The sequence below is a fragment of the Natrinema sp. LJW11 genome (assembly GCF_056135975.1).
On record NZ_JBWBDM010000004.1, the window covers coordinates 144,081 to 167,108 of the forward strand.

Annotated in this window: 21 protein-coding genes and 1 tRNA gene; 12 read left to right on the forward strand and 10 right to left on the reverse strand. The window is 66.5% G+C overall.

The features are described from left to right. Positions 1-498: 498 nt before the first annotated feature. Entirely contained in the window at positions 499-2,226 is a 1,728-nt protein-coding gene (locus AC0QDI_RS12545) for an ammonium transporter (protein ID WP_474668613.1), read from the reverse strand. Positions 2,227-2,713: 487 nt separating this feature from the next. Further along, on the reverse strand, positions 2,714-3,739 hold the full coding sequence (hemB, locus tag AC0QDI_RS12550; RefSeq protein WP_474668615.1) for a porphobilinogen synthase: 1,026 nt from the start codon (positions 3,737-3,739) through the stop codon (positions 2,714-2,716). 260 nt (positions 3,740-3,999) lie between these two features. On the opposite strand from hemB, the gene AC0QDI_RS12555 reads away from it, so the two are divergent. The 4 genes from AC0QDI_RS12555 to AC0QDI_RS12570 all read left to right on the forward strand — a co-directional run bounded on the left by AC0QDI_RS12555 (position 4,000) and on the right by AC0QDI_RS12570 (position 6,749). Further along, the gene (locus AC0QDI_RS12555) at positions 4,000-5,172 is read left to right on the forward strand and encodes an MFS transporter (protein WP_474668617.1); all 1,173 of its coding nucleotides are present in this window, start codon (positions 4,000-4,002) and stop codon (positions 5,170-5,172) included. Between the two features lie 106 nt (positions 5,173-5,278). Then, positions 5,279-5,428, forward strand: a complete 150-nt coding sequence (locus AC0QDI_RS12560) for a hypothetical protein (protein ID WP_474668619.1) — start codon at positions 5,279-5,281, stop codon at positions 5,426-5,428. 65 nt (positions 5,429-5,493) lie between these two features. After that, positions 5,494-6,294, forward strand: a complete 801-nt coding sequence (locus AC0QDI_RS12565) for a TrmB family transcriptional regulator (protein WP_474668621.1) — start codon at positions 5,494-5,496, stop codon at positions 6,292-6,294. A gap of 131 nt (positions 6,295-6,425) precedes the next feature. Further along, positions 6,426-6,749 carry a 4Fe-4S dicluster domain-containing protein gene (locus AC0QDI_RS12570; protein ID WP_098724945.1) on the forward strand — a complete coding sequence of 108 codons (324 nt, stop codon included), beginning with the start codon at positions 6,426-6,428 and terminating at the stop codon, positions 6,747-6,749. Between the two features lie 17 nt (positions 6,750-6,766). Here AC0QDI_RS12570 and AC0QDI_RS12575 read toward each other — a convergent pair whose 3' ends face one another. Then, positions 6,767-6,931 (reverse strand): DUF6757 family protein, encoded by a 165-nt coding sequence (locus AC0QDI_RS12575; protein WP_176548143.1) that lies wholly within the window; start codon positions 6,929-6,931, stop codon positions 6,767-6,769. A gap of 44 nt (positions 6,932-6,975) precedes the next feature. Next, positions 6,976-7,767, reverse strand: coding sequence for a PHP domain-containing protein (locus AC0QDI_RS12580; protein ID WP_474668624.1), 792 nt, complete (start codon positions 7,765-7,767; stop codon positions 6,976-6,978). A gap of 158 nt (positions 7,768-7,925) precedes the next feature. Here AC0QDI_RS12580 and AC0QDI_RS12585 point away from each other — a divergent pair, with 158 nt between their 5' ends. Continuing rightward, on the forward strand, positions 7,926-8,213 hold the full coding sequence (locus AC0QDI_RS12585) for a DUF5789 family protein (RefSeq protein ID WP_180839737.1): 288 nt from the start codon (positions 7,926-7,928) through the stop codon (positions 8,211-8,213). Between the two features lie 313 nt (positions 8,214-8,526). Here AC0QDI_RS12585 and AC0QDI_RS12590 read toward each other — a convergent pair whose 3' ends face one another. Beyond that, the gene (locus tag AC0QDI_RS12590) at positions 8,527-9,591 is read right to left on the reverse strand and encodes a zinc-dependent alcohol dehydrogenase family protein (protein WP_474668626.1); all 1,065 of its coding nucleotides are present in this window, start codon (positions 9,589-9,591) and stop codon (positions 8,527-8,529) included. Positions 9,592-9,690: 99 nt separating this feature from the next. Next, positions 9,691-10,698, reverse strand: a complete 1,008-nt coding sequence (locus tag AC0QDI_RS12595; RefSeq protein ID WP_474668628.1) for a DUF5784 family protein — start codon at positions 10,696-10,698, stop codon at positions 9,691-9,693. Between the two features lie 236 nt (positions 10,699-10,934). Here AC0QDI_RS12595 and AC0QDI_RS12600 point away from each other — a divergent pair, with 236 nt between their 5' ends. Beyond that, positions 10,935-11,108 carry a DUF5786 family protein gene (locus tag AC0QDI_RS12600; protein WP_474669233.1) on the forward strand — a complete coding sequence of 58 codons (174 nt, stop codon included), beginning with the start codon at positions 10,935-10,937 and terminating at the stop codon, positions 11,106-11,108. A gap of 62 nt (positions 11,109-11,170) precedes the next feature. Here the strand turns inward: AC0QDI_RS12600 and AC0QDI_RS12605 are convergent, their stop codons facing one another. Continuing rightward, positions 11,171-12,166: a YkgJ family cysteine cluster protein gene (locus AC0QDI_RS12605; RefSeq protein WP_474668630.1), complete on the reverse strand. Its 996-nt coding sequence runs from the start codon at positions 12,164-12,166 to the stop codon at positions 11,171-11,173. 149 nt (positions 12,167-12,315) lie between these two features. Between AC0QDI_RS12605 and AC0QDI_RS12610 the strand changes: the two genes are divergently transcribed. After that, positions 12,316-12,561 carry a DUF7561 family protein gene (locus tag AC0QDI_RS12610; protein ID WP_474668632.1) on the forward strand — a complete coding sequence of 82 codons (246 nt, stop codon included), beginning with the start codon at positions 12,316-12,318 and terminating at the stop codon, positions 12,559-12,561. 156 nt (positions 12,562-12,717) lie between these two features. Here AC0QDI_RS12610 and AC0QDI_RS12615 read toward each other — a convergent pair. Then, a tRNA-Gly gene (locus tag AC0QDI_RS12615) sits at positions 12,718-12,806 on the reverse strand. A gap of 202 nt (positions 12,807-13,008) precedes the next feature. On the opposite strand from AC0QDI_RS12615, the gene AC0QDI_RS12620 reads away from it, so the two are divergent. Next, the gene (locus AC0QDI_RS12620) at positions 13,009-14,874 is read left to right on the forward strand and encodes a helicase C-terminal domain-containing protein (RefSeq protein WP_474668634.1); all 1,866 of its coding nucleotides are present in this window, start codon (positions 13,009-13,011) and stop codon (positions 14,872-14,874) included. 300 nt (positions 14,875-15,174) lie between these two features. On the opposite strand, the gene AC0QDI_RS12625 is transcribed toward AC0QDI_RS12620, so the two are convergent. Both AC0QDI_RS12625 and AC0QDI_RS12630 read right to left on the reverse strand, forming a co-directional pair. Beyond that, positions 15,175-16,611: a class I SAM-dependent methyltransferase gene (locus AC0QDI_RS12625; RefSeq protein WP_474668636.1), complete on the reverse strand. Its 1,437-nt coding sequence runs from the start codon at positions 16,609-16,611 to the stop codon at positions 15,175-15,177. Continuing rightward, a complete protein-coding gene (locus AC0QDI_RS12630) occupies positions 16,604-17,728 on the reverse strand; it encodes a 60S ribosomal export protein NMD3 (RefSeq protein ID WP_474668638.1) in 1,125 nt (374 codons plus the stop codon). The genes AC0QDI_RS12625 and AC0QDI_RS12630 overlap by 8 nt, the downstream gene beginning before the upstream one ends. Positions 17,729-18,126: 398 nt before the next feature. Between AC0QDI_RS12630 and htpX the strand changes: the two genes are divergently transcribed. The 4 genes from htpX to radA all read left to right on the forward strand — a co-directional run bounded on the left by htpX (position 18,127) and on the right by radA (position 22,685). After that, the gene (gene htpX / locus AC0QDI_RS12635; protein ID WP_474668640.1) at positions 18,127-19,017 is read left to right on the forward strand and encodes a zinc metalloprotease HtpX; all 891 of its coding nucleotides are present in this window, start codon (positions 18,127-18,129) and stop codon (positions 19,015-19,017) included. Between the two features lie 24 nt (positions 19,018-19,041). Continuing rightward, entirely contained in the window at positions 19,042-19,647 is a 606-nt protein-coding gene (gene pspAB / locus AC0QDI_RS12640) for a PspA-associated protein PspAB (protein ID WP_474668642.1), read from the forward strand. 629 nt (positions 19,648-20,276) lie between these two features. Next, complete coding sequence (locus AC0QDI_RS12645; protein WP_474668644.1) at positions 20,277-21,464, forward strand: outer membrane protein assembly factor BamB family protein; 1,188 nt, start codon at positions 20,277-20,279, stop codon at positions 21,462-21,464. A gap of 189 nt (positions 21,465-21,653) precedes the next feature. Continuing rightward, the gene (radA, locus tag AC0QDI_RS12650) at positions 21,654-22,685 is read left to right on the forward strand and encodes a DNA repair and recombination protein RadA (RefSeq protein ID WP_226039959.1); all 1,032 of its coding nucleotides are present in this window, start codon (positions 21,654-21,656) and stop codon (positions 22,683-22,685) included. The last annotated feature ends 343 nt before the right edge of the window (positions 22,686-23,028 follow it).

Genomic DNA, 23,028 nt, shown 5'->3' on the forward strand with positions numbered 1-23,028 from the left:
GGAGGTTGGATTTCGGGCGGGAAAGTTGTACCGAGGTCGATCGCCGAACCGTTGCGGCCAGCCGCCGAACAGCTGGCCGGCCGCGCCGAATCGGCGGTCCCGCGTCGAACGGATTCGGCTCGAGTCCCCTCGATCGCGTGCGAGATTCCGTCAACTATCGGTGAGTAGCGGGTCGCGAGAAAAGCGTCGAACGCCGCGTGAGTTCGGGACGGCGATGCCCGATCGAAACCACAGCGGACTGCACTGTGTCGGCCGCGAGCCGGGAGTGGCCACAGCCGACGTGACGCCCGGTTCGGACGGGCCTCGAGTCGCCGAACCCAGCCCGCGAGACACCGTGGAACGCGGGTCGCGTGAGACGGTTCGCTGTACCGATGTCCCGGCGCGACCGCGATCTGGCATGCGCCGCGCCGGAACTGACTGACAGCAGACCGTCTCAGTCAGCTTCCGTCGCGGTCCGTCGGCGTGCGGACCGCGATCGGTCGACCGCGTGACCCGAACTCAGACGGCATCACGACCGGTTTTGCCGGTGCGGATCTGGGTCGCGCCCTCGACGGGCATAACGAAGATCTTGCCGTCGCCGGGTTCGCCGGTCTCCGCGCCGTCGCGGATGGCATCGACGACCTCCTGGGCCGGGATGTCCGCGACGACGCACTCGATCTTGACCTTCTGGTGGAGGTCGACCGTGTACTCCTCGCCGCGCCACTGCCCCTTCTTCGCGGGTTGGGAGCCGCGGCCGGAGACGTTGGTGACGGTCAGCGACGGCGCGCCGGATTCGGCCAGCGATTGCTTGATCGCGCCGAGACGGTCGGGACGGACGATCGCGGTGACCATCTTGATCTCGCCGTCGTTCGGCTCGCCGCCGTCGGAACGGAGGTTCGACGAGGATCGCGATTCGGTGGATCGCTCACCGCCGTCGGCGCGGATGATCTCATCGCTGCCGCCGTCGGTCGCGACGTCGGGCTGTCCGAACTCGGGGTAGGTGTCGACGCCGTGTTCGGAGACGTCGAGGCCGTCACGCTCGTGTTCGGGCGTGACGCGAGCCTGTCCCATGGCCTTCAACGCGCCGAAGACTGCGGCGGTTGCGACGACCGTCCAGAGGGTGATGACGACGACGCCAGCGAGCTGTGCGATGAACGCATTGGCGATGTTATCGACCACGCCCGGAGCGGCCACGAACGGGAACAGTAGCGTTCCCAGAACGCCCGCGGATCCGTGGACGGGGAAGACCGCACAGACGTCGTCGATCTTGAGTCGCTGTTCGACGAAACTGAAGACGATCGGCAGTTGTGCGCCGGCGAGCAGGCCAACGACCAGTGCACCCCACCACGCGGTGACGTCGGGGATCGCCGTGATGCCGACGAGCCCGGCCAGCAGGCCGTTCGCAACGTAGAGCGTGTCGACTTTGCCGGTTTTCAGGAGGGCGACTGAGCCGGAACCGATGGCACCCATCGCCATCGCTAGCGTCGTCGTCAGCACAACGCGGCCGAGGACGGCTGCGTTGAACACCATCTCGCCGTCGGCGTTCTCGACGAAGATCGAGGCCGTCCCGACGTTGAACCCGTACCAGCCGAAGGCGAGCAAGAGCGTTCCCAGAACCGCGAACGTCATCGAGTGACCGGGAATGACGTTGACGCTCCCGTCGCTGTTGTACCGGTCCATGCGCGGACCGAGTACCCACGCCGCGGTGAGCCCGGCGATGCCGCCCATGCCGTGGACGATCATCCCGCCGGCGAAGTCCTGGAAGCCGGTTCCGACGTACTCGAGAATGTACCCACCGGACCACGTGATCCCGGTAACGACCGGGTAGATGACCGCCGCTAGCAGGACGGTATACGTTACGTACGCGCGGAGCTTCGCGCGTCCGGCGACGGCACCGGAAACGATCGTCGCCGCCGTCATTGCGAAGACGGCCCCGTAAAACCAACCGCTGGCCCAGGAGCCGGGATCCTCACCGGCGATCCAAGTGAAGCCGCCTCCGCCGACGAGACTGCTCACACCGGCTCCGACGAGGAAGAACGCGACGACTCCGACCGACCAGGTCAGCAGGTTCTTCGTCAGCTGGTTGGCGACGTTCTTCGAGCGAACCTGACCGGCCTCCAGCATCGCGAAGCCCGCGTGCATGAAGAAGATCAGGAAACACACCACCAGGATCCACGTGTAATTGAGCGCATCGACGAGGACGCCAACGTCGGCGACCTCTCCGGATTGCAAGAGCGTCGGCTCCATCAGACGGCCACCCCCGTTTCGGTCGTTTCGCTACCGATACATTGTAGACGTATGTCCATGTATGAGTTGCTCGAGCGCATGGTTGTCTTCTGAATCACGTCTGATGCCGATGGACTTGCTGCATATAATGGTTAGTGTTGACGATTGGTCGATATTTCTCGAGTAATAGGGGCAACCGAACAAATCTAAAGGTGATCTAAGGTGTATAAGGCAATTCGATCTTGCGAATTTTTCGAGCCGTGGTTATATATTCTCTCTTTGTAAACCCGGAAAAACTCGAGTCGATGCGGGTCTCCGCCGTAGGGACCCATTACACCCCCTCGAACGGCCCGACGCGCCTCGCGCGCGGCAGATGTTGCCAGTTGTCCGACATTGCTGGGTACGGTGTGGACGTTCGTCCGAATGCAACCGCCCGTTCGCGCGGAGTCGGTCGGTTCGACGGTGCTCTCACCGATTCTCCCGCGGCTCGGTTAGGGATTTCCGGCCATCAATCGCCGGTCAGCCCCTCGGCGACATCCTCGGCGAAGTACGTCAGAATCAGATCCGCACCTGCCCGTTTGATCGAAAGCAACGACTCGAGCGCCGCATCCTCGAGATCCAACCAGCCTTTCTCGGCGGCGGCGTGGAGCATGGCGTACTCGCCGGAGACGTTGTAGGCCGCGACCGGGTGGTCGAACTCCCGACGAACGGCGCTGACGATGTCGAGGTACGGGAGAGCGGGTTTGACCAGCATCACGTCCGCGCCCTGCTCGGCGTCGAGTCGGACTTCCCGCATGGCCTCCCGCGAGTTCGCGGGGTCCATCTGGTAGTGACGGCGGTTGCCGAATGACGGCGCACCGTCAGCGGCGTCCCGGAAGGGGCCGTAGAAGGCGCTCTCGTACTTCGCCGCGTAGCTCATGATCGGGACCTGCTCGTAGCCCGCATCGTCCAGCGCCGATCGGATGACGCCGACCATCCCGTCCATCATCCCGCTCGGCGCGACCATGTCCGCGCCCGCGCGAGCGTGTGAGGTGACGATGCGCTCGAGCGCCTCGAGCGTCGCGTCGTTGTCGACGGTCATCGTCGGTTCGCAGGCCGGTCCGTCCGCCTCGACGACGCTCCCCTCCGCTCGGAGCTCCTCCTCGAGGGGGCCGCAGTGGCCGTGGTCGGTGTACTCGCAGAGACAGACGTCGGTGATGACGTAGGCGTCGGTCTCGCTCGTGACCCTGCGGAGGGCTTCCTGAATGACGCCGTTCTCGGCCCAGGCGCGGCTCCCTTCGGGGTCCTTCGACTCCGGAATCCCAAACAGCATGATCGCCTCGACGCCCGTCTCGAGAACCGCCTCGACGCGAGCGACGATCTCGTCGATCGGGACCCGCTCGTGACCGGGCATCGACTCGATCGGAACGCGTTCGTCGGTCGTCGCGTCGACGAAGACCGGCGCGATGAGATCGGACGGCTCGAGGCTCGTCTCGCTGACGAGGCCGCGAACCCGGTCCTGTCGGAGCCGCCGGGGGCGATGAGTGAGATCCATAGCCGTCTATTCGACGGGAGTCGCAAAAGCGATGCGTTCGCGGACGCGGTGTCCGAGTCGTGACTTCGTCGTTCGAACCGCCTCGCGTCGGCTCGTCGCGCTCGAGGTCCCCCGGTTTCCGGCTGGTACTTCGTCACACCTTCGCTTTCGTTCGGAGCGGCGGCTGCCGGTAGCAGTGTTCTCATCCGTCGGGGCCGGTGACTGTCGAGTGAGTTTTCGCACCGATCGCCGAGCAACGATCCGATGATGAATTTCGACTAATGCGCTGGCGATACGAGGAGACCGTCCTCGCGATGTGTACGCTCGCCTTCCTGGCGACGATGGCCGCCAGGCTGGTGATCAGCCCGGTCGTCCCCCGGATCACCGCCGAGTTCGGCGTCTCGAACTCGGTGATCGGGCTCGCGCTGACGGGGATGTGGACGGCGTACTTTTGCTCGCAGTTCCCCAGCGGCGTCTTCGGCGACCGGTTCGGCGAGCGCCGCGTCATTCTGGTCGCCGTCGGCGGGACGGCAGTCGCGAGTGCGTTCCTCGCGATCGCACCGCTGTTCCCCGTCTTCGTAGTCGGTACCATCGCGCTCGGGGCCGTCGCCGGCCTCCACTACAGCGTCGCCACGTCGCTGCTGACCCGGACCTACGACGAGATCGGAGCCGCGATCGGCGTCCACAACAGCGGCGGTCCCCTCGCTGGACTCGTCGCGCCGCCGATCGCCGCCTGGGTTGCGGTCCGGTACGGCTGGCGGGCCGCGATCGCGGTCGGTGCGGTGGTCGCCGTTCCCATCTTCGTCCTGTTCGCCCGATCGGTCCGGCCGACCGCACCCCAGCGGCCCGACCAGCCGATGGCCGAACGGTTCGAACTCGAGCCGGTCGTCGAACTGCTCTCCCGGCCGGAGATCGCCTTCACGTGCGCGCTCGCGATTCTGGGCGACTTCGTCTGGCAGGCGACGTCCTCGTTTCTGCCGACCTTCCTCGTCGCCCACCGCGGCCAGTCCGCGACGACGGCGAGCCTCGTCTTCGGGGGCTACTTCGTCGTCCAGGGGATCACGCAGGTCGGCGTGGGTGCGGTCTCGGACCGCTACGGTCGCGACGTGACGACGGCGGCCTGTATGGTTCTCTCGGTCGCCGGCTTCGCGCTGTTCGTCGCGGTCCCGGGGACAGTCGCCGTCGCGGCCGGCGTCGTGCTCCTCGGGATCGGTCTCGGCTGGGGTGCGGCGCTGTTGCCCCGTTTCATGGACCACCTCTCGGCGGCCGAACGCGGCGCGGGGTTCGGTCTCGTGCGGACCGTCTACGGCGTCGTCGGCGCGCTGGGCTCGGTCGTCACCGGAACCTTGGCGGATCTGTTCGGCTGGGGCGTCTCCTTCGGATTCCTCGCGGCGTTGCTGGCCCTCGTCTTCGTCGCGCTGGCCGTCAACTGGGCCTTCTCGCTGGGTTACTGATCCGAACTCCGCGGGTCGAACATCGTTGTTACGGCTGGAGCACACGACTCTGCATTCCCGTCGAACTCACGACCGGCTTATATGTTCTCAGGGGGTAGCTCGCTCCATGGCAGCAGAGTCACGGCGGAAGGGCGCGGCACGATGCACGGACTGCGGAAGAGCGTTGGCAGTCTGGCTCTCTCCCGGCGAGATCCGGCCGATCGGGAGCACCGGCGGCTGTCCCTGCGGCGGGGACTCGTTCCGCGCGTTTTCCTGACCGTCGTATAACGGCGTGGCGGTAGAAAGCCGCGTCCTTTCGTCCGCTCTGGCTGTGTGTCAACCGTGTCGAACGCCGAGGAAGCAGTTACAACCCTCGAGGAACTCGGGCTGACGGAGTACGAGGCCCGCTGTCTCGTGGCCCTGGTCCGCGTCTCGAAGGGGACCGCCAAGGAGATCAGTCAGGTCGCGGACGTCCCTCGCTCGCGGGTGTACGACACTATCGAGCGCCTCGACCGGAAGGCCCTGGTCAGCGTCCAGCAGACCGAACCCCGACAGTACAAGGCCGTGCCCGTCGACACGGCCTGTCGGCGACTTCGCGAGGATTTCGACTCCCGGATCAACGCCGCCGAGAACGCGCTCGGCCAACTCGAGGAACCCGAGTCGCGAGACGACGAGGGAATGTGGGAAATCACGCAGAAGGAACACGTCACCGAGCGCGTCGTCCTCTTCCTCGAGGACGCCGACGACACCGTCCACTACCTCGTTCCGGCGACCGAAGTCGTCGATCGGGAGATCCTCTCGGCCCTCGGGTCGACCGCCGATCGCGGCGTCGACGTGTACGTCGAAGTCCCGACCGAGGACGATCGCGAGACGTTCTCGGAGGCGGCTCCCGACGCGAAAATCGTCGTTGCACCCGACCTCCAGACGACCAACAACGTCCAGGACGAGTGGCCGGCGCAGTTGCTCATGGTCGATCAGGAGGCGATCGTCGCGGCCGGAATCAAGGAGAGCAATCTCCCCGACGTGGTCGACGAGATGGCGGTCTGGACCTACGGCCGCGATCACGGCTTCGCCGTCTGGACGCGCGAACTCCTCGACGATCGACTCGAGGGCCGCGAGGGGGGCCGGTCGACGAACGAGTGAGGGTCCCCCTTCGACGGAGTCGGCTGCCCCCAGGAGAACGCTCGTCCCGATCTTCTCCTCCGAGTCCGAAGTGCCGGCGTTGCAGCGAGTACGCACTTTTAAGTACGCGTCTCTCATTTAATCTGCTAGCAATGGCCATAGACCCACAGTTCCACGAGAATCGCGACCAGGTCGACGAACACGAGGGGCACTCGGTCTGGGGTCCCGTCGACGAGCCCGAAGAACTGGGCATTCACGGCACGCACGTGGCAGTCGACTTCGACATCTGCATCGCGGACGGAGCCTGCGTCGAGGACTGTCCGGTCGACGTCTTCGAGTGGATCGACACGCCCGGCCATCCGGAGAGCGAAGAAAAGGCCGATCCAGCCAAGGAAGCACAGTGTATCGATTGTATGCTCTGCGTCGACGTTTGCCCGGTCGACGCCATCGACGTCGACGCCGGACGAACCGCATAACGGTACGCGAGACTATCCTATTCGGCGCGATCGACGTCGACTTTCTCCTTCAGGCTCTCGAGACCGTCCGCTTCGGCGAGCTCCTGTAACCGGGTCCGGAAGTGCTCCTCGCACAGGCCGACTTTGAGTCCGTCGGACTCCGCGGCGAACGCAGCCTCGCGGTCACAGTAGTGGCAGTTCATACTCGTTCGTTAGGACTACGATGCATTGAACCCTCCGCTAGCGGTCAACGTTCGGAGCACTCGGCCGTCAACTCGAGTCGGTCGTAGGCCCGCCGAGAGAGCCCGTCGACGCCGAGGCGCTCGTCGTGGGCGTCGCTGCCACCGGTCGCGAGCAGGCCGTTTCGCTCGATCGCTCGCTCGACTGATTCGCGGTCGACCTCGCGGCCGTAGGGGTAGTGCAGTTCGACCGCGTCGAGCTCGGCCGCGTGTGCGAGGGCATCCTCGGGATCGCGGTACCGAAGCGGATGAGCCAGCGACACGAGCCGACAGGACTCGGCCAGCGCCGCCTGCCCCCGTTCGAACGACGGGACCTCTCGGGGCACGTAGCAGGGACAGTCGGAACCGATGACGTGATCGAACGCGCCCTGATAGTCGTAGTCGGCCTCGGGATGGGCCTCGATCGCCCGCGCGATGTGGGGCCGTCCGAACCCGCCGTCGACCGTCACGTCGAGATCGATGCTCAGCCGCGATTCCACGCAGTCGACGATCGCTCGCCCGCGTTCGATTCGGTTTTCCTGAATCCGCTCGAGGACGGCCTCGAGATCCGCGCTCGGCTCGAGACCGTACCCCAGCAGATCGATCCGTTGCCCGCCCGTCGTCTCGACGCGAAGCTCGATTCCGTGGACGAGCGTCACGCCGTCGCGTTCGACGACCGGCCCGTCGAACGGCTGTACTCGATCGTGATCCGTCACCGCGACGACGTCGACGCCGCCGCGTCGAGCGGCGTCGGGGACCGCCTCGAGCGCGAGGCTGCCGTCCGAGCGCATCGTATGGACGTGCAAATCGGCATATGGCATACGGTATTCGAACGCCCCCGCTCTGAAAGGCGTTTCTCCGGACCGGCTCCCCGGGTCCACGATCTCTAGGGTGATACTAGGAATATTAGGAGTACAGTGCTACTAGGAAACATAGATGGACAATGTTTATAATTATCGTTCACGGAGGATAGGGCGTAATGCTGCTCAATGGCACCGGCGAGGTCATCGACGACCACGAGTACCCAGCGACGACCGAGGAACTGATCGAGGAGTACGGCGATCGAACCCTCGAACTCCCCAACGGCAGTGAGACGGTCGGCGATGTACTCGCCCGCCTCGAGTCCGAAACCTTCGAGAATCCGGAAGAGGCGCGTTTCGCCGTCTACTCCGCCGTCAGCGACAAGGCCGTCGGCCGCGTCGGCTACAGCGACCGCGATCCGACCCCGGTCGGCAGCCCGTACGCGCCCGACGCCGTTTCCTTCTAACCAAACTTTTTACGCGGGGTCCTCCCTCGCTTCGCTCGGTCGAACCCCGCGCAAAAACTTTGATGAAAAAGGCCGAGCGCGCCGACGGCGCGCTCGGTACAGCCACTTGCACTCCACGGGCGGAGTCCACTAATACACCCGTGAGCGACCGTAGGGAGCGAGCGGGCCGACGACTGATGTGAGCGAGAGCGCGGCACGTAGTGCCGCGAAAGCGAGCGGCTTCGCCGCGAGCAGCGCGAGCGAACGGAAGGAGGAGTGCTTTTGAACTAAATTTTGCCGAGGGTGCGGCGAAGCCGCGCCCGCAGAGCAAAATTTAGTTGAAGGTGTCGATGACCGGAATCCCGACGGTCTCGAAGTCCGTCATGGAGTCGAGTTTGTCACTGACGTCCTCGAGGCCGATCGTCTCGGAGACGACCTTCTCGGGCTCGAGTTTCCCGGTCGAAACCATTCGGAAGATCTCGTCGTAGCGGGTCGGCGGCATCCCGAGCGAGCCGATGAACTCGATCTCCTGCATGACCATCGCGTCGGACGGAAGGGGGATCACGCCCTGTTCGTCCTGGGTCGTGAGACCGACCTGGATGTGCTGGCCGCGAGCGTCGAGACTCGAGACGGAGTTCTGACTGGTCGTCGCAATGCCGAGCGCGTCCATCGAGACGTGAGCGCCGCCGTCCGTAATCGACTGGACTTCGCCGGGGACGTCTTCGGCGTCCTCCGCGTTGACCGTCTCGACCGCGCCGAGTCCCTCGGCCTTCTCGAGTTTCTCGTCTTTGAGGTCGACGGCGACGACGTTCGCGCCCAGCGCGTCGGCGATGTGGACCGCCGAGAGGCCGACGCCCCCGCAGCCGTGGATCGACACCCAGTCGCCCGCGCCGACGTCCGCGCGGTGGGCCAGCGCGTGGAACGAGGTCATGAATCGGCAGCCGAGACCGGCCATGTCGACCGACGAGACCCCGTCTGGGAGCGTCACGAGGTTGTGGTCGGCGACGGGGACGTGGACCTGTTCGGCGAACGCACCTTGGGCTTGCTCGATGAATCCGAGCGGCATCACGTTCTCGCAGATGTTGGAGTGGCCGCGCTGACACCGCGGACAGGTTCCGTCGCCGAGGTTGAACGGGACGGCGACGTGATCGCCCTCCGCGACGCCCTCTACCTCGTCGCCGACGGCCGCCACGCGCCCGGCGGGTTCGTGGCCGAGGATCTGTCCGGGCTGGGTCTCGAGGCCGAGCCACCCCCAGTCACCCTGCCAGCCGTGCCAGTCGCTCCGACAGACGCCGCACGCTTCCAGTTCGACGACGGCCCCGTCCGGTGCCGGCTCCGGCGCGTCGACGTCTTCGATCGATAGCGGTTCGCCGTGCTCTTCGAGGACAGCTGCGCGCATGTGTGTGTGTTGCACTATGGCACGGTACAAATAGCTCGTACTCCGTTGCAGCGACTGATCGAGAGGGGAAGCGGGACGGTCGTCGTCGCGTCGGCCGCGCTACTCCAGAAATTCGATCGCGTCGCCCAACTCGAGGGGCACTGCACCTTTCCTGTAGCCCTCGGCGTGCCCGTTCGGCCGGACGCGGTAGACGACCGCGGGGCGGTGGCGAACGTCGGGCTGTTCCCCCCGAACGGCGGACCAGGCGTCGTCCCGGAAGCTCGAGCAGTCGACGAAGAGGACGGCACCGCCGCCGTGTTCGGCCAACTGGCCGTTGGTCTTGGTCTCGGCGGTGTCGCGAACGGCGGCCACGGGACCGGCCGCGGCGCGGTTCTGAGGCGGCTGGGGTCGCGTGACTTCGACGAGGACGTTGGTCTCGTCGTTTTCGGCCCGGAAGTCGAGCGAGTGGCCGGTCGTGACCTCGATCTCCGGCACCACGTCGTAGCCCGCGTCGGTGAGGAGCTTCGCGGCGATGAACTCCGCCATCGCGGCGCTCATTCGGACGCGGTCGACGTGGTTGCTGGTGCCGAGTTTGCCCGACATGACGTGTCGGTACTCGTCGAGCACGCCGGTCTCGAGGAACTCCTCGAAGAAGCGGGTCGTCTCCCGGCGGCCCGCGTCGGGGAAGCCGGCGGCGTGCTCGCGGAAGAACGCGCGCGTCGAGTCGCGGCCGTCTTTGGACATGAACACCGGCAGGAAAAACCACGAGAGGTGCGGGTAGTCGGCGAGCCAGGGATCCTCCTCGTGGAGCGTCGCGGTCAGTTCGCGCTGGGCCCACCGCGAGACGCGATGGGGGACCTCCCGCCAGCCGAACTTGTCGGTTTTCCACAGCGCGGAGGGCGTCTCCGTGTTGCCCATCCAGTAGGCGTCGCCGTCGGTGCGTGCGAAGAGGGCGACGTCCCCGTTTTGCATCTCGAAGCGGTGCGTCTGCCAGTCGCCGCCGATCTTGAACCACGGCGTGACGGACTGCGCGCCGATGTTCGACTGCAGCGGCTGCAGAATCTCGTGTTGTACTCGCCCGTCGCTCCAGGACTGGGGCGAGTAACGGAAGCGAAGCGGCCGTGCCACGGATCGATCTAGGGCACGGGGATGCATATACTGTTCGTTGTCCGCTGTCAACGCGCCGGACGTGAGTCTCCGTCCCGGCCCGATGCGGTCGACGAACTCGATGGCTCCCGACATCGGTGACGGTTCAACGGCTGCAACGTGACGGGTTGTCTCGGTTACACGGACGCAGCTGACCGATAGGTGTGTGCAACCGTTACATTCATAATTGCGCCGCCCCTATCGTGTTCACACTTACCATGTCAATGGGTGCCTATGACGAGGACGAACACGAGCGCCGCGAACAACAGGCCTCGAAGGTCGACACCGATTTCGACGACGAGCGGACGATTTACCACGGCGAAGTCGAGTACGACTCCGGAGACTCCGCCGAAGCGTTGCTAGACACGTTCGAACAGATCAAGTCGGAATAGCGGACACGAGTCGGCCGTTCTTCCTCCATTCGGAGAGCCGATCGAGCCATCGCTATCGGTACTCACTCGAGGGCGTCCCAGCCCGGCGTTTCGGGCGCACCGCGATCGGTCTCGATAGCGTCGGCGACGGCCGGTGACGGTACCGCCTCGCCGGCCGCCCGGCGGCGCCGGTGCCACTCGCGGATCGCTGGCCCGACCCACGACGCGTCGTTTTCGGACTTCGATTCCGCCTCTTCGCCCCCGAGCAGCCGCGCTTTCGCCCGGTCGTAGTGGTGGTCCGAGATCGCGAGCGTCCCCGGGCTCGAGGCCGCGGCGACCGCGATCGCCTCGGCGCGGTCCGGTCGCGTGAGCTCGTCGCTCGCCGCTCGGTCGACCACACCCTCGAGATCGGCCGGCCGCGGATGACAGAAGAGCTTCGCCCCGATCGCCTGCGGGCCCAGGAGCATGCCGTCGGGATCGTCGTGATCGGCCTCGAGCAGGCGGTCGCCGCCGAACGCGGACTCGACGCGTTCGCACTCGGTTTCCCGTGCGAGCGCCAGGGTGTATTCGGGGTACGCGCCGCACTCGTCGGGGTACAGCTCGCTCTCGTGGATCCGACACTGCAGCGTCGTCGGATCGAGGAAGACGCAGGTCGGCAGCCACGTCGGCTCCTCGCGGCCGAACGGGGCGACCGGCTTCGGCGGCTTCCGGAGACCCACGAAGAAGACCGGTCGACCCGCGACGGCGGCGACGCTCACCCCGTCGATCCCGACGCCCTCGGCTTCGTCTCGAGCGTGCCAGAACCGCGGCGTCAGGGCGTCGGCCATCCCCGCCTCGAGGAACCCTCGAACCTCGTCGCGAGTCAGCGGGACGAAGGTGACGTCGTCGTCGAGGGGCTCTCGAGACGATGGCGCCGCGTCCTCGCCGCCGAACGGATCGCGCTGTCGGCGGTGTCGATGTTTGGGATCGGTCTCGGGCTGGCCCTCATCGTCTCGAGCGGCGGTCGGTCCCGTTTCGTCCTCGAGCAGCGATCGCCAGTCCATGCAACAGCCGGCACAGCCCTCGCAGTTCACCTCCATAGCCGGCGGTACGACGCTCGGTCGTATAACCGCTGTGCGGACTTTCGCCGTTCGAGCACTCGCCGTTGACCCGGACGTTTGTCTCCCTCGCGTCGAGCAACCGATCGCCCGGGAGAACGACTTTCATCGTCCGGCACCCACTGGCGCGTATGTCGAAGACTTCCTGTGACGGCTGCGGTCGGACGGTCACGGTCTCCGGCGGGATCGCCAACCTCTGGTCCTTTGGCAGCGACGCCGGGACCGTCGGAACCGCGATCACGCTGGAGCTCGAGGACGGCTCGTCGCATCTGCTCTGTTATCCGTGTCTCGAAGCGATCCCCGACTATCCGACGACCGAGGACGTCGAGCGACTCGAACGGGTGGACGACGAGACCTCGCGGATCGGGGCGCTATAACCGAGGCCGCGTCGCTCTCCTGGCACTCCAGTTCGGGTCGGGACGAGCGCGAAAAATGGGGGTCTCGAGTGGAGGCGATGTGACAGAGACGGTGGCGGTACCGGCCGTGAAACGCGCGAGCACGAGCGACGATCACGGCGCGACCGCAACCGCGAGCGGAAGGGGTGGGATTTGAACGCCACGGGGCGAGATGCCGCCGCGGAACCAGGTGGCACCGCGGTGCTCTACCGCTGAGCGACCCTTCCGCGTCTCCGACCGATGGCGGATATCGTATTTGTAATCGGCCGGCTACCGAGCCGCCGTCCCGCTGGGGGCTCTCGTAGGGCGTCGATACTGACCGATAGCGGGCGATTTCGGTGTCGATCGCGATCGCACACGTGTCGGCGGATTCGCATCGGGAGCGACGGTCCGCAGCCTTTAGGACGCGGCCGCGCCGTGAGTCGAACGGTGAATACCGAGCGGATCTTCGAGGAGTTCCCCGCGCCGAGTTACCGCGGGACCCAACAGCAGGCCCTCCGCGACGTTCGCGACGCCTTCGCGGCCGGCAACGACGTCGTGCTCGTTCGCGCGCCGACGGGCAGCGGCAAGTCCCTGCTCGCCCGCGCTATCGCGGGGTGTGCCCGCCGCGCGGACGAGGGCGACCCCAGCGATGCGACGGGCGCGTACTACACGACCCCGCAGGTCTCCCAGCTCGACGACGTGGCGGCCGACGACCTGCTGGCCGATCTCAACGTCATCCGGGGCAAATCCAACTACTCCTGTATCCTGCCCAACGAGCGAAACACGCCGGTCAATCAGGCACCCTGCGTTCGCGAGCGCGGCTACGATTGTTCCGTCAAACACCGGTGTCCGTACTTCTCCGACCGCGCGATCGCGTCGAATCGGGAGATCGCGGCGATGACGCTCGCCTACTTCATGCAGACCGCCGGCAGCGAGGTCTTCCGCAAACGCGACGTCGTGGTCGTCGACGAGGCCCACGGCCTCGCCGAGTGGGCCGAGATGTACGCGACCATTCAACTGGGGCCCCGAACCGTCCCGTTCTGGGACGAGCTGCGCGTCCCCGAGACGGACTCCATCGAGCGAGCCGTCCGCTACGCCGAGAGCCTCGCACAGACCTGTACGCGCCGCAAGGACGACCTGCTCGAGCAGGACCCGCTCTCCCCCGCCGAGGTGCGCGAACGCGACCGCCTGCAGGAACTCATCGGCGAACTCGAGTGGTTCGTCTCGGACTACCGCGACCCGCAGAGCCCGACGACGTGGCTGGTCGACCAGTCCGAGTCGCGCGGTCGCGACGCCGGTTCCGACGCCAGCGACGCCGACGGCGACGAACCGCAGGGCGGCCCGCTGACGATCAAGCCGATGAACCCCGAGAAGTACCTCCAGCACACCGTCTGGGACCGGGGGAACAAGTTCGCCCTGCTTTCTGCGACGATCCTCAACAAGGCGGCCTTTTGTCGACAGGTCGGACTCGATCCCGACGACGTCGCGCTGGTCGACGTCGACCACACCTTCCCCGTCGAGAACCGGCCGCTGTACGACGTCACGCAGGGGAAGATGACCTACGAGGAGCGCGACGAGACGACGCCGAAGATCGCCCGAACGATCGTCCGGCTGATGCAACACCACCCCGACGAGAAGGGGCTGATCCACGCCCACTCCTACGATATTCAGGAACGGCTGGCCGACCTCCTCGCCGACTTCGGCGTCGACGACCGGATTCGAACGCACGACCGCGACGGCCGCGACGCCGAACTCGAGGCCTGGAAGGCCGGCGACGAGCCCGACGTCTTCCTCTCGGTGAAGATGGAGGAGGCGCTGGATCTCAAGGGCGACCTCTGTCGCTGGCAGGTCCTCTGCAAAGCGCCGTTTCTCAACACCGGCGACTCGCGGGTGGCACATCGCTTGGAGGAGGGGCAGTGGGCGTGGTACTACCGGACGACGCTCCGGACCGTCATTCAGGCCTGCGGTCGCGTCGTTCGCGCGCCCGACGATTACGGGGCGACGTATCTGGCGGACTCGAGTCTGGTCGACTGCTTCGAGCGCGCCCGGACGGACATGCCGGAGTGGTTCGAGGCGCAGGTCGATCGCATGGCCACGCCCGAGCTTCCGGCGTTCGAGCCGCGGGCGGCCCTCGGCGGGACGGCGTCGGGCGGCGGGGCCAGTGCCGCTGACGGATCCTCGCGAACGAGACGAGGCGGGACGACGGGCACCCGGGGCGGCGACGGAACCGATCGGGAATCGTCGCAGTCGCGGCGGTCGCGGCGGTCGTCCCGCTCGAGTCCACTGGCGGACGTCTGGGACACGGACGAGTAGAAATCGGGTACGCGGGAGTGTGACGAAATTCTCGGAAACGGCAAATATGAGTATCGCCAGCGGTGGTTCGAAACCCGCGCGAGCACCTCGAGCGTCTTCACGTTCGCTCGACCGACCGTCCCTAAAAGAGGGACATCGCGCTCCACGCGACCATCGAGGACATCATGAGGAACGCGAAGATGAGCGCGATGATCTGATTCCTGTTCATGGTCGATGTCAGACGGCCCGCAACTATCAATGTCACGACCGGAGTCGGCCGGCCGACGCGGATCGCGTTACAACGCGAGTCTCCCCGTCTCGCTACTCGAACCGCGCGTCGACGACGACGTGGTCGACGCCCGCACTGTGGCTCTTCACCCGCCGTTTCTCGAGCACCTCTAGCTCGCGTCCGGCCTCGTCGGCGGCCGCCGCGAGGCGCTCGAGCGGGCGGTCCCAGAGCCGCGACTCGGGCGTCGCCTCGTGGTAGTGGACGACGCCGCCGAGGACGAGCGCCTCGAGGGCGTCGGGGAGGAAGTCGCGAGCCTCGTCGGTTCGCGTTCCGTGGTCCACCTCGTCGGTTCCGTCGGCGTCCACGGCGTCCGAACTCCCGTAGTAGCCCATGACGACGCGATCGGCGTCGATCTCGCTCGCCAGGTCGCGACAGTCGGTCATGTAGGCGTCGACCCGATCGCTGACGTCGTTGAGGACGGCGTTCTCGAGCAGGTATCGGAACGCGGTCGGGTTGATCTCGGTGGCGGTCACCCGAGCGCCGGCGCGGGCCATCGGGAGGGTGAAGTAGCCGATGCCGGCGAACATGTCGAAGACGTGCTCGTCCGGATCGCCGAGGTCGCCCATTCGGGCGCGCTCGGCCTGGTTTCCCGGAGAGAACATCACGTTTGCCGGATCGAGTCCGTACTCGGTTCCGTGTTCCGTGTGGATCGTCTCCGTCTCACTCTCCCCGGCGATCAGCCGGGTCCGCGGCTCGCGGTAGGTGCCCGCCGCACCCTCGTTTTCGATCCCCTCGTCGGCCAGCACGCTGTCCGCCTCGCCGTGTAACTCGAGCAGGGCCTCCCCGAGCGCGGCCTCGTCAGGGCAGTCTTCGGGCACCGTCACGAGGATCACCGAACCGATCACCGCCCACGAGCCCGGAACCGACTCGAGGTCTGCGTCGCTCCAGCCCCGCTCGGCAAGCAGGTCCTCGAGGTCCGGGTTTCGGGGCTCGGGCTCGAGTTGGCGGACCACCTCTCGCACCCGCGTCTCGGTCGGCGGCTCCGTGATCGGGAGCGCGACCCGCTCGGACCCGTCCTCCCGGTCGCCTCCGGCTCGCGTTGCGGTGGGGTCCTCCCGGTCGCCTCCGGCTCGCGTTGCGGTGGGGTCCTCCCGGTCGCCTCCGGCTCGCGTTGCGGTGGGGTCCTCCCGGTCGCCTCCGGCTCGCGTTGCGGTGGGGTCCTCCCGGTCGCCTCCGGCTCGCGTTGCGGTGGGGTCCTCCCGGTCGCCTCCGGCTCGCGTTGCGGTGGGGTTCGAGGGCGTCGCTTCGCTCCGCCCTCGGGCTTCCCGCACGCGCCTCGAGTCGTCGTAGACGCCCTCGGCGCGCAGCGATTCGATGGCGGTCTCCGCGCGGGGTTTGTCGACGACCGCGGCCAGCGGGGCCTCGGCCCCCGCTCGCTCGAGGACGTCGTCGGCCGCGGGCTCGAGGGCACGGGACTCCCCGTCCGCAGCCCGGTCGTCCCCGTCTGCGCCGTCCGCGTCCTCAGTCATCGCTCTCGTCCGGTAGCACGTGCAATCCGGCGCGGCTCTTCAACACGGGCACGGTCTCGGCCTCGGCGTCGAAGTAGTCCGGCCGCGCGACGGTCGTGGCCCGAAAGGTCTCGGGGTCGAGGACCTGCACGGCGTTGTCGTCCTCGACGGTGACGACCGTCGCCTCGGTCGCGTCCTCGAGCGACCCGAGCCTGCGCGCGTCGGGCGAGTTCCCCTCCTCGTAGCTCGCCTCGTAGCGCTCGCCGGTCGTCACGCGGACGCCCTTGAGGTTGCCGCGGGCGCTGCGGACGAGCACGGGACCGCTGTCGTCCTCGGCGAGGTCGATGACGTCGCCGGGCGTGTACGGCGGCAGGCGGACGGCGAAGGTCACCCGATAGACCTCGTTGCCGTCCTCGTCTTCCGTGACGAGGGTTTCGGCGTCGTTGACGGTGCCGCCGAACTCCTCGATCATCTTGTTCGAGATCTTCTTGCCGATCTTGTTGGTCGAGACCCTGATGTTCAGTCCGTCGTCGGTCTCGCTCGTCTCCGTGACGAAGGCGTTGCGGTCGCCCGTCGCCTCCATGTCGGCGACGATCGCGTTCGCGATCTCCTTCGCCCGTTCGATCTCCTCGCTCGTCGGGGTGCGCTCCTCGGCGCGGATCTGGACGATGCTGGCGTAGTAGTCGCCGGCGATCCGCCCGCAGCGGGTGCAGGTCTGGCGGGCGATCTTGACGGGGACGGTCACCTGTTCGTCAACCGGCGTTCCGCGCACTACGCCCGTGAAGTAACAGTGCATCCGGATCGTGTTCTGATCGACCTGTTCGGGGTCGATCTGCCAGGCGACGTCCTCGACGTCGACGTGGACGCCCAGCGCCTCGCTGACCTCCTCGATGGCGATGTCGGTGTAGTCGTCCGCGCCGACGTCGACCCACCGGTTCCCCCGGTAAACCGCACCGCAGCGGGCGCAGACGCGAACGTCGATCCGATCCGGCGCGTCCACGAAGTCGAAGTCCTCGAAGTAACACGAATCGCAGAGTTCGACCTCCGCGCCGGGCCGCAACGGGCTATTCGCGTCGCTCGCCGACCGCTCGGGCACCGCGTCCCCGCAGCGGGGACAGAACGCACGCGACTCACTCATAGGCCCCGTTTTGGTGCTCACGGAGTTAAGGGACGCGTTCCGACGTTTCGCCGCGGTCGCTCGAGGCGTTCTCCATCGGTCGCTCACGATCCACGACCGGATCCGTTTCCCGGCGTTCGGGTCGTTCTACCCGAAACGAAGGGGTGCCGAATCGAAGTCGTCAGACGCGCGTCAGACATCGTCTCAGAGTCCTGTTGTCAGACGTGACCACGTCACGCGGTCTCCAGCCGAAACGAAGGGGTTCGGCGGGCCGGCCGCCGCGATCACTGACCGGTCAGCGAACGCGGACCGTATTGTCTCGATCTGATACGTCCAGTGTCGGCTGCGGTATCACTATCGCGTCCGCTCTCGAGCGTCCCGTCAGGGCACTTATCTCGCCGGAGCCCCTCGTTTCGGGTATGAACTGGCAGGCGGACTGGGGACTGCGCGCGCGGATGTTCGTGACGATGTTCCTGCTGTTCGCGTTGTACATCGTCTTCGCCGGCGCGCTCGCCCTCTACATCGGTGGTGGGCTGTGGCTGTTCGCGTTGCTGTTCGCGAGCTTTTCGCTCGTCCAGTACTACTTCAGCGACACGCTCACGCTCAAGAGCATGGGCGCGAAAACTGTCTCGGCCGAGGAGTACCCGCAGCTACACGCCTCGATCGAACGGCTCTCACAGCAGGCCGACCTCCCGAAGCCGAAGGTGGCGGTCGTCGATTCGAAGGTCCCGAACGCCTTCGCGACCGGGCGCAACCAGAAAAACGCCGCGGTCTGCGTGACGACCGGAATCATGGACACGCTCGAGCGGGACGAACTCGACGGCGTCCTGGCCCACGAACTCGCCCACGTCAAGAACCGCGACATGATGGTGATGACCATCGCCTCCTTCCTCTCGACGATCGCGTTCATGATCGTCCGCTGGGGGGCCTTTTTCGGCGGGGGACACAGCCGCGGCGGCGGCCGTCAGGGCGGCGGGGGTATCGTCGTCGCGATCCTCGTCTCGCTGGTCGTCTGGATCATCAGCTATCTGCTCATTCGGGCGCTCTCCCGCTACCGCGAGTACGCCGCCGACCGCGGCGCGGCCGCCATCACCGGGAACCCGTCGGCGCTCGCCTCGGCGCTGCTGAAGATCTCCGGCGAGATGGACAAGGTCCCGAAAGACGACATGCGCGAGGAGGCCGAGATGAACGCCTTCTTCATCATCCCGATCAAGTCCGGCATCGTCGGTCGGCTCTTCTCGACGCACCCGCCGACGGAGAAGCGCGTCGAGCAGCTTCGGGGGCTCGAGCGCGAGATGCAATCCTTCTAAGGAACCGGCCCCGTCACTCCACCCATGGGACTGCTGGACGGACTCCGCTCCATCCTCGGCTCGCGCGCCGAGGCCGACGCCGGACGCGACGCCGACCCCGACGACCTCTTCGGGATGAGCACCGCCTACCTCACGATGCAGGCTGATCTGGGCTACGAGTCGCTGGACGTCGGCGCGCTCTGTTTCTCCGGCGTCGACTCGAGCGACTTCCGGGACGCCGTCGACGAGGTCGAAGCGATCCTCGAGGCCGGCCGGGAGGAAACGGGAACCGGGTTCTCGGTCACCGCGGACGATCACGGCTATCACTGGGTGATCCTCGCGGACGACGACCCCGAGGATCTGATTACGAGCATGCACTTCGCCGCTGACACGTTCATCGAACACGGCTACGGTTCGCGGTTGCTGGCCGCCGTGTTCGCCTACGAGGATCGCGACGGGACCGCCTACTGGATCTACTCCTTCCGTCGCGGGCGCTTCTATCCGTTCGTCCCGCGCGACGGTCGGGAGCGCGACTCGAGTTCGGAGTTCACCCTCGAGTCGGCGTTAGACGGGGAACTCGAGATCGAACGCGAGAAGGAGTACTGGTATCCGCTCTGGCCCAGCGAGCGCGGGACCCATCCCTGGGAGTGAGCGTAGCGGCCCTTACCGGCCGGTTATTGGTAGCGTCGTCCGTTGTGCTGTCGCTTCGCGATTCCGTTTTCGTCGCTCGTTCGACGGACTCCCAAACTGTGTAGGAGTCACCGGTATTGCAGTTCTCCGGGTATACAGAAGCACGCGGCAGGAAGCCACATCATCACCACTTCACAACTGCGCCATACACCAGTTGCTTCCTCTTCCTGTCGCTCCCCTCTCTCATCGACGAGCCGTCGGCTCGGTACCGGAGTACGCCGTCAGTTCCGGTACTGGAACGTGTGTGAAACGGTTGTCTACTCCAGTTGTTTGTGTAACAGGTACTTCTGATTGAGTCGTCACGAAAAAGCGTCCTGCTATCGCGGCAACAGTGAATCGCCACGCCCTCCCCAGCCGATTTCTGCTCACGGGCGCTGCGCGCCCGTCTGCTCACGGCGGCGGAGCCGCCGTTCGCATGGTCTGCGAGACCGGAAGTCTCGCACTAATCGCGCCTCGCCGACAGCGCGCGCCACCGCACGTCGGTCGGCCGGGCTGAGTAACACGTTGCTCCCTGCTACTGATCTCGTTTTTCCAGCCAAAGCCGGTGCATCCACCCACTATTATAGCGGTTCGATCGGTATCCGGAGGCAGTGACCGACTGGAACCAGTACAAGGGCGATCCGCACAACTCGGGGCTCCGGCGCGGTCTCGAGGGGCCGTCGTACCCCGCGGAGGCGTGGACGGCCGAGCTCGCCGGGTCGCCGGGCTCGCCGGTGCTCGATCGCGACACCGTCTACGTCGGAACGAGCCGCGGGAACTGCTACGCGGTCGAGCGGGCGACGGGTCGCCGTCGCTGGGTGTTCGAGACGGCGGCGGCGACCGACGCGACGCCGGTCGTCACCCGCGACCGACTCTACGCGGGAACGGCCGAGGGGGTCGTCCGCGCGCTCGATCCCGCGACCGGCGAGGTGGAGTGGCGAGTCGAGCTTCCGGCCGCCCTCGAGACCGCGCTCGCGCTCTCCGACGGTCGGCTCTACGCCGGCCATTCGGACGGGCTGTCCGCGCTCGCAGCCGAGACGGGCGCGGAGCTGTGGACCCACGAAACCGACTCGGCCGCGGTCGGCTGTCCGGCGGTCGCCGACGGGCGGGACGTGGATCGACGTCGATCGTCGCGAAACCCGCTCTCGGAGGCGGACGATCCGGCCCTGCTCGAGGACGAACGGCTGCGAGAGCCGGAGCGGCGGTGGACGGACGAGCGGGTGTTCGCCGGGACCGCGGACGGGACGGTGCTCGCGCTCGCGGCCGAAACGGGCGAAGAAGTCTGGACGGCGCCGACCGGCGGGGCTGTCGCGGCCGGCCCGACGGTTGCCGAGAGCCGGGTCTACGTCGCCGACGACGCCGGGACGATGCTCGCGCTGGACGCCGCCACCGGCCAGTCGTGGTTCACGTACGAGATCCGAGACGGGTTCACCACCTCCCCGACCGTGCTCGCGGACGCGGAGACGACGTTCGCCGGGGCCGCGGACGGCTACGTCCACGTCACCGACACGACCGTCGGCCGGCGAAAACTGCGCGGCTGGCTGTTCTCGCGGAAGGGCGTCGAACTCGACGGTCCCGTCCGTTCGTGCCCCGTCGTCGTCGGGAACGTCCTCTGCGTCGGCGACGCCAGCGGCTCCCTCTACGGAATCGACGTCGACGACCACGAACCGCGCTGGCACGTCGCGCTCAGCGGCGCCGTCACCGGTACTCCGGCGGTCGCTCCCGGCAGATTGTACGTCGGCTCCGAGAACGAACGGCTCTACTCCATCGAGTGGGACGCGGACGAAACCGGGTTTTGAACCGGGGTCGCAGTTCGCCGGCGCTCGGCGTTCGTCGGCGATCGCAGCTCGTCGTTCGGCTCCGTCGACGCGCGCCTTTTCTTCTAAACCCGTCGCTCTCGTGTCGAACTACCCCATCGCCTTCTCCCACTTTCACTTCCACTCCCCTGTTAACGAGGGTTTATGGTGGGTCCGGCACAACGAGGGAGTATGCCCGAAGCAGATCTCGAGGAACTTCCCGGCGTTGGACCGGCAACTGCGGACAAACTTCACGATTCAGGGTTCGACTCCTATCAGAGCCTCGCCGTCGCCGCGCCGTCGGAGCTCTCGAACACGGCGGACGTCGGCGAGTCCACCGCCGCGGACATCGTCAGTGCGGCCCGCGACGCCGCCGACATCGGCGGCTTCGAAACCGGCTCGACGGTGCTCGAGCGACGAAACGAGATCGGGAAACTGAGCTGGCACAACGACGAGGTCGACGACCTGCTCGGCGGCGGAATCGAGACCCAGTCGATCACCGAAGTCTACGGCGAGTTCGGTGCCGGCAAGTCCCAGGTCACCCACCAGATGGCCGTCAACGTCCAGCTTCCGAAGGAGGTCGGCGGCCTCCACGGCTGTGCGATCTTCGTGGACTCCGAGGACACGTTCCGCCCCGAGCGGATCGACGACATGGTCCGCGGACTGCCGGACGACGCCATCAACGCGACGCTCGAGGACCGCGAGATCGAGGGAACGGCCGACGACGAGGCGGCGGTCGACGAACTCGTCGAAGACGTCCTCGAGAAGATCCACGTCGCGAAGGCATTCAACTCCAACCACCAGATGCTGCTCGCCGAGAAGGCGAAGGAACTCGCCAGCGAACACGAGGACTCGGAGTACCCCGTCCGACTGCTCTGCATCGACTCGCTGACCGCGCACTTCCGCGCGGAGTACGTCGGCCGCGGCGAGCTCGCGAACCGCCAGCAGAAGCTCAACAAGCACCTCCACGACATCGACAAGGTCGGCAACCTCTACAACTGCGCCGTCATCGTCACGAATCAGGTCGCGTCGAACCCCGACTCGTTCTTCGGCGATCCGACCCAGCCGATCGGTGGCAACATCCTCGGCCACAAGTCGACGTTCCGGATCTACCTCCGCAAGTCCAAGGGCGACAAGCGGATCGTCCGACTGGTCGACGCGCCGAACCTCGCCGACGGCGAGGCCGTCATGCGCGTCCAGGACGGCGGCCTGAAGCCGGAGTAGAACGCAAACGCCGTACGGTCTCCGATTTCGTTTTCCCGGATCGGTCTCGTCGTTTCATCGAGCGCGAGTAGCCCGCGCTCCCGAACGAGTGCGCGCTGCGTCAGCCACCTCTCGTTTTCCATTCTCGAATCGGCTCTCGAGTCCCTTCCGTACCACCCGAACGCCGTCAGTCAGCCGTTTCGCTGGCTGTCACCGATCGGTGCGTCTCCCGATCGTGCGATCACCCTCGGTGCGTAGCCTCGCTACGCACCAAATTTGTTTCTTTCAGCGACGCGGTTATAAGCTTTAGGTTGGCCTAAAAACCGATACGCTTTTCAAGGTTTAGGTTGGCCTAAAACATGCA

Excerpts from the sequence above, each read along its gene's own strand:
- AC0QDI_RS12545 (WP_474668613.1), bottom strand. The coding sequence starts at position 2,226 with ATGGAGCCGACGCTCTTGCAATCCGGAGAGGTCGCCGACGTTGGCGTC.
- hemB (WP_474668615.1), bottom strand. The coding sequence starts at position 3,739 with ATGGATCTCACTCATCGCCCCCGGCGGCTCCGACAGGACCGGGTTCGC.
- AC0QDI_RS12555 (WP_474668617.1), top strand. The coding sequence starts at position 4,000 with ATGCGCTGGCGATACGAGGAGACCGTCCTCGCGATGTGTACGCTCGCC.
- AC0QDI_RS12560 (WP_474668619.1), top strand. The coding sequence starts at position 5,279 with ATGGCAGCAGAGTCACGGCGGAAGGGCGCGGCACGATGCACGGACTGC.
- AC0QDI_RS12570 (WP_098724945.1), top strand. The coding sequence starts at position 6,426 with ATGGCCATAGACCCACAGTTCCACGAGAATCGCGACCAGGTCGACGAA.
- AC0QDI_RS12575 (WP_176548143.1), bottom strand. The coding sequence starts at position 6,931 with ATGAACTGCCACTACTGTGACCGCGAGGCTGCGTTCGCCGCGGAGTCC.
- AC0QDI_RS12580 (WP_474668624.1), bottom strand. The coding sequence starts at position 7,767 with ATGCCATATGCCGATTTGCACGTCCATACGATGCGCTCGGACGGCAGC.
- AC0QDI_RS12585 (WP_180839737.1), top strand. The coding sequence starts at position 7,926 with ATGCTGCTCAATGGCACCGGCGAGGTCATCGACGACCACGAGTACCCA.
- AC0QDI_RS12590 (WP_474668626.1), bottom strand. The coding sequence starts at position 9,591 with ATGCGCGCAGCTGTCCTCGAAGAGCACGGCGAACCGCTATCGATCGAA.
- AC0QDI_RS12600 (WP_474669233.1), top strand. The coding sequence starts at position 10,935 with ATGTCAATGGGTGCCTATGACGAGGACGAACACGAGCGCCGCGAACAA.
- AC0QDI_RS12605 (WP_474668630.1), bottom strand. The coding sequence starts at position 12,166 with ATGGAGGTGAACTGCGAGGGCTGTGCCGGCTGTTGCATGGACTGGCGA.
- AC0QDI_RS12610 (WP_474668632.1), top strand. The coding sequence starts at position 12,316 with ATGTCGAAGACTTCCTGTGACGGCTGCGGTCGGACGGTCACGGTCTCC.
- AC0QDI_RS12625 (WP_474668636.1), bottom strand. The coding sequence starts at position 16,611 with ATGACTGAGGACGCGGACGGCGCAGACGGGGACGACCGGGCTGCGGAC.
- AC0QDI_RS12630 (WP_474668638.1), bottom strand. The coding sequence starts at position 17,728 with ATGAGTGAGTCGCGTGCGTTCTGTCCCCGCTGCGGGGACGCGGTGCCC.
- htpX (WP_474668640.1), top strand. The coding sequence starts at position 18,127 with ATGAACTGGCAGGCGGACTGGGGACTGCGCGCGCGGATGTTCGTGACG.
- pspAB (WP_474668642.1), top strand. The coding sequence starts at position 19,042 with ATGGGACTGCTGGACGGACTCCGCTCCATCCTCGGCTCGCGCGCCGAG.
- radA (WP_226039959.1), top strand. The coding sequence starts at position 21,654 with ATGCCCGAAGCAGATCTCGAGGAACTTCCCGGCGTTGGACCGGCAACT.